Source organism: Myxococcus sp. AB025B (genome assembly GCF_006518215.1).
Taxonomy (GTDB): Bacteria; Myxococcota; Myxococcia; order Myxococcales; family Myxococcaceae; genus Myxococcus; species Myxococcus fulvus.
On record NZ_SRLW01000523.1, the window covers coordinates 1 to 3,457 of the forward strand.

Sequence of the window (3,457 nt, forward strand, 5' to 3'; positions counted from 1 at the left end):
GCGCGCGCGGCAGGGGCCACGAGTGGCGGCGTGTTGGGGAAGGGGGCAGGCCCGTGGACGTGAAGACCAAGAAGGATCTGGCGGTTGATTTCATCAACACCATCCGGACGATGGAGCCCACCGCGCTGAACGCGCTCATCGTCAAGGAGGCGGGGGAGGAGCTGGCGCAGTTCTTCCTCAACTACAGCGCCAATCTCATCTCGAAGGACCCGTCCCGGGTGCTGGAGAACACGTCCTCGCTGATGCTGATGGGCTACCTCATCCGCACCTACGAGGAGAAGAACACGCAGGCCAAGCAGGGGACCTTCCAGTCCTACGCCTTCGCCTGAGCGGGGCGGGGCGGGCAGCACGGGCTCGACAGCCCCGGGGGAGCCTGTTAGGGAGCGGCGCCCATGCTCATCGACCTGCACGCCCATTCCCACCTGTCCAAGGGGTGCGAGCTGGACCCTCGCGCCGTGCTGGAACGGGCCGCGATGTTCGGCCTGGACGGGGTGGCCTTCACCGAGACGAACACCCAGGACGGCTGCGACGAGCTGTTCGAGATTGGTGCGAAGGCGAAGGTGAAGGTCTTCGTCGGGCTGGAACTGGTCACGGACCGAGGCCAATACCTGTGCTTCTTCCCGAAGCCGGAGCTGGCCCCGGAGCCCGTGCAGATGTGGGGCAGCAACCGCGAGAAGCCCTGGAGCGCCGCGGAGTGTCTGCCCAAGGTGAAGGCCCTGGGTGCGGCCATTGTCGCCGCCCGGCCCTTCGACAGGGATTCGCCGAACCCGGCCATGGACTACGTCCGCTCGCTCAACGTGCTGTGCGCGGTGGAGGGCTACAACGCCCGGGTGAAGCAGACGTCCAATGATCTGGCCGTGGAGGCCGCCGAGGCGCTCAAGCTGCCGTGCACCGGTGGCAGCGACGCGCGGGGCTCGCTGGACGAGGTGGGCCGGGGCGCCACGTTCTTCAAGAACCCGGTGACGTCGCAGGCCCAGCTCATCACCGAGCTGCTCAAGGGCGAGTTCTGGCCGGTGATGGCCGGTGAGCTGCCCCGGCTGACGCGCCCAGGGGAGGCCCAGGCGGCCCGCAAGCAGGGCGGCGGTGGGGGTGGCAAGCGCCGCCGTGGTGGTGGCGGCGGTCGCCGGTAGGGCCTCGGCGGCCCGGGGCAGCACAAAGGCCCCGGCCTCGTCTCAAGGCAGAACTGAGGCCCCGGCCTCCTCGGCGCGAGCGAGCCGGCCGTCCGACAGGAAGGCCTTGCGGCGCCCACCCGGGTACGTCCACTCCTCGTTCTTGGCGGCGCCCTCCAGCGAGCGGCGCACCCGCTCCGGCGGGCCCCAGGCCATGCGCACCGCGTCCGCCGACATGTTGGCGACCAGGCGCTTCTCCCGGATGGCGTCGCGCACGGGGGCGGCGAACGCCTCCATCAGGGCCTTGGGGTTCTGCGGGGAGAGGTACTTCTCCAACTCCGCGCGAAAGTCGTTGGGCTGATCCAGGTTGGGCGGCAGCACGAGGATGAGGGGCGGGGCGTCGGGCTTCGCGCCGTCCTCGGCCAGGTACACCCAGGGCCAGGTGCGCGGGGTGTAGAGGACGCGCTCGGCCACCACCCACGCGGTGGGGAACTCCACCTTGGTGATGCGCAGCTTCGTGCCCACCGGCAGGGTGCGCTCCACCGCGCCGGGGGAGATGGGCTTGCCGCTGCTGTCGTCCAGCAGGCGCACGTCCTCGGGCGCGTAGGGCGTCAGCAGGCGCTTGGAGCCGTCGCCGAAGAAGGGCGTGACGTTGCCGGACAGGCGCAGGTACTGCTCCGCGTCGGGGCCGGTGAGGGTCCGCTGGAGGGACGTGCGGGCGTCCGGCGCCATGCGGGTGTAGTTGCCGCAGCCGGCCGCGAGCGCGGTCAGCACGAGGACAGTCAGGAGGGAGTGGGGGCGTCGAGCGAGCATCGGGGCACCTTCCGCGACAGGGCGCGCGGGAGGTCCCGGTTTAGCTCAGCGCGAGGCCTGCGTCAGCGTGGACTCGGCCGCGCTGTCCCGCTTGCCGCCACGGCAGCCGCGCTGCGACGGACACACGGGGCCTCGGCCCTGCGGGTCCGGCACGAGCAGGAAGCGGCCGAGCCCGCGCGTATCCGTGAGCTCCGGATGGCCACACAGGGCGCAGCGACGGGGAGGACGCTTGGAGGGAGGGAAGGGCACGGGGAGCGAGTGTGCGTCGCTCCCGGACCCCGCGCGAATTTTCAGCCCCTCCCGCCCGGGCGACTACTTCTTGTCGCTGGAGGCCGCCGCTGGCGCGGGGGCGGGGCTCGACGCGGCGGGCGTGCTGCTCGACGACGCGCTGCTGCTGGACGACGCGCTGCTCGACGAGGACGAGCTGCTGGACGACGCGCTGGAGGAGGACGACGAGTCGCCGTCCTTCTTCGTGGAGCTGTACAGGTCCGAGTACCAGCCTCCGCCCTTGAGGACGAAGCTGGAGCGGCTGACCACCTTGGTCAGCGAGCCTTCCGCGCCGCAGGCGGTGCAGGCCGCGGGCGTCGGGTCGGAGATCTTCTGCAGCACGTCGATGATCTTTCCACAGCTCTGGCAGGCGTACTCGTAGATGGGCATGGGTGATTTGCCTCTTCAGGGTGTTGAGGAAGGGCCACCGGAGTGCAGCTGCTTGCGCAGCCCCTCCGCCAGCCCCAGGCGCTCGATGGCGCGGAAGACCAGCTCACCGGGCGAGCCATACTTGCGGCCCACGGCCTCGGCCAGGCCGTGCAGGTCCGAGGCGGTGGGGACCTCGTCCTTCAGCAGCCGCTCCAGCTCCTTGCGGAGCGAGTCGTTGAACTTGCGCTGGATGCCCAGGTCCGCGAGGTACTTCTCGCGCCCCAGCAGGTCCAGCCGGTGCGTCAGGTGGGACGTGGCCAGCGCCTCGCGGCGGAAGCGCTCGCGCAGGGCCTCGACCTCCTCGGTCAGCCCCACCGCGGACACCAGCCGCTGCAGCTCCGGCGGGCTCACGCCCAGCGCCCAGCCCACCCGGCCCGTGGCGCCACGCTGCTGCGTGTAGGCATCCAGGAGCTGGAGTCGCTCCTTCTCCTGCAGCGCCTCCAGCAGGCCGTGATCGCGCAGCACCGTCTCCAGGTCCACCAGGGACAGGTCTCCACGCGAGCCATTGAAGCGGTGCGAGAGGTTTCGCAGCAGGGCGAAGCGGTGCTCGGAGCCCTCCAGCGAGGCCTCCAGGACCTCCTTGCCGCTCTGGCGCGTCAGCTCCACGAACGGGGTGCGAGGCGCCTCCACGCGGGTGAACCGGCCGCGGGGGCGGGGCAGGTCGCGGCGCAGGAAGCTGTGTCCCTCGTCCTGATCCACGGGCGAGGTCGTCTCCTCGTCCACGGCGACGCGCTTCTTGGGAGCGATGCGCTCCAGGATGGAGGGCTCCTCGGCCTTGGCGCCCTTCTTCGCCGCCTTGCTGGCGCCCTCGCCCGAGGGCTGGGGGGCCGGGGTGGCGA

At 71.0% G+C, this 3,457-nt stretch carries 6 protein-coding genes; 2 read left to right on the plus strand and 4 right to left on the minus strand.

Annotated features, from left to right (window positions below):
- The first annotated feature begins 53 nt into the window (after positions 1-53).
- Together FL311_RS41980 and FL311_RS41985 are read left to right on the plus strand one after the other, a co-directional pair.
- Positions 54-329, plus strand: coding sequence for a hypothetical protein (locus FL311_RS41980; RefSeq protein ID WP_046713894.1), 276 nt, complete (start codon positions 54-56; stop codon positions 327-329).
- A 63-nt stretch (positions 330-392) separates the two neighbouring features.
- Positions 393-1,130, plus strand: a complete 738-nt coding sequence (locus FL311_RS41985) for a PHP domain-containing protein (protein WP_141333218.1) — start codon at positions 393-395, stop codon at positions 1,128-1,130.
- A gap of 42 nt (positions 1,131-1,172) precedes the next feature.
- Here FL311_RS41985 and FL311_RS41990 read toward each other — a convergent pair whose 3' ends face one another.
- The 4 genes from FL311_RS41990 to FL311_RS44625 form a co-directional block, all read right to left on the minus strand.
- On the minus strand, positions 1,173-1,922 hold the full coding sequence (locus FL311_RS41990) for a hypothetical protein (protein ID WP_141333219.1): 750 nt from the start codon (positions 1,920-1,922) through the stop codon (positions 1,173-1,175).
- Between the two features lie 45 nt (positions 1,923-1,967).
- On the minus strand, positions 1,968-2,171 hold the full coding sequence (locus tag FL311_RS41995) for a hypothetical protein (protein WP_141333220.1): 204 nt from the start codon (positions 2,169-2,171) through the stop codon (positions 1,968-1,970).
- 63 nt (positions 2,172-2,234) lie between these two features.
- Positions 2,235-2,579 carry an FmdB family zinc ribbon protein gene (locus tag FL311_RS42000; RefSeq protein WP_141333221.1) on the minus strand — a complete coding sequence of 115 codons (345 nt, stop codon included), beginning with the start codon at positions 2,577-2,579 and terminating at the stop codon, positions 2,235-2,237.
- A 15-nt stretch (positions 2,580-2,594) separates the two neighbouring features.
- The coding region (locus FL311_RS44625; protein ID WP_141333222.1) for a hypothetical protein at positions 2,595-3,457 on the minus strand (863 nt) is incomplete at its 5' end.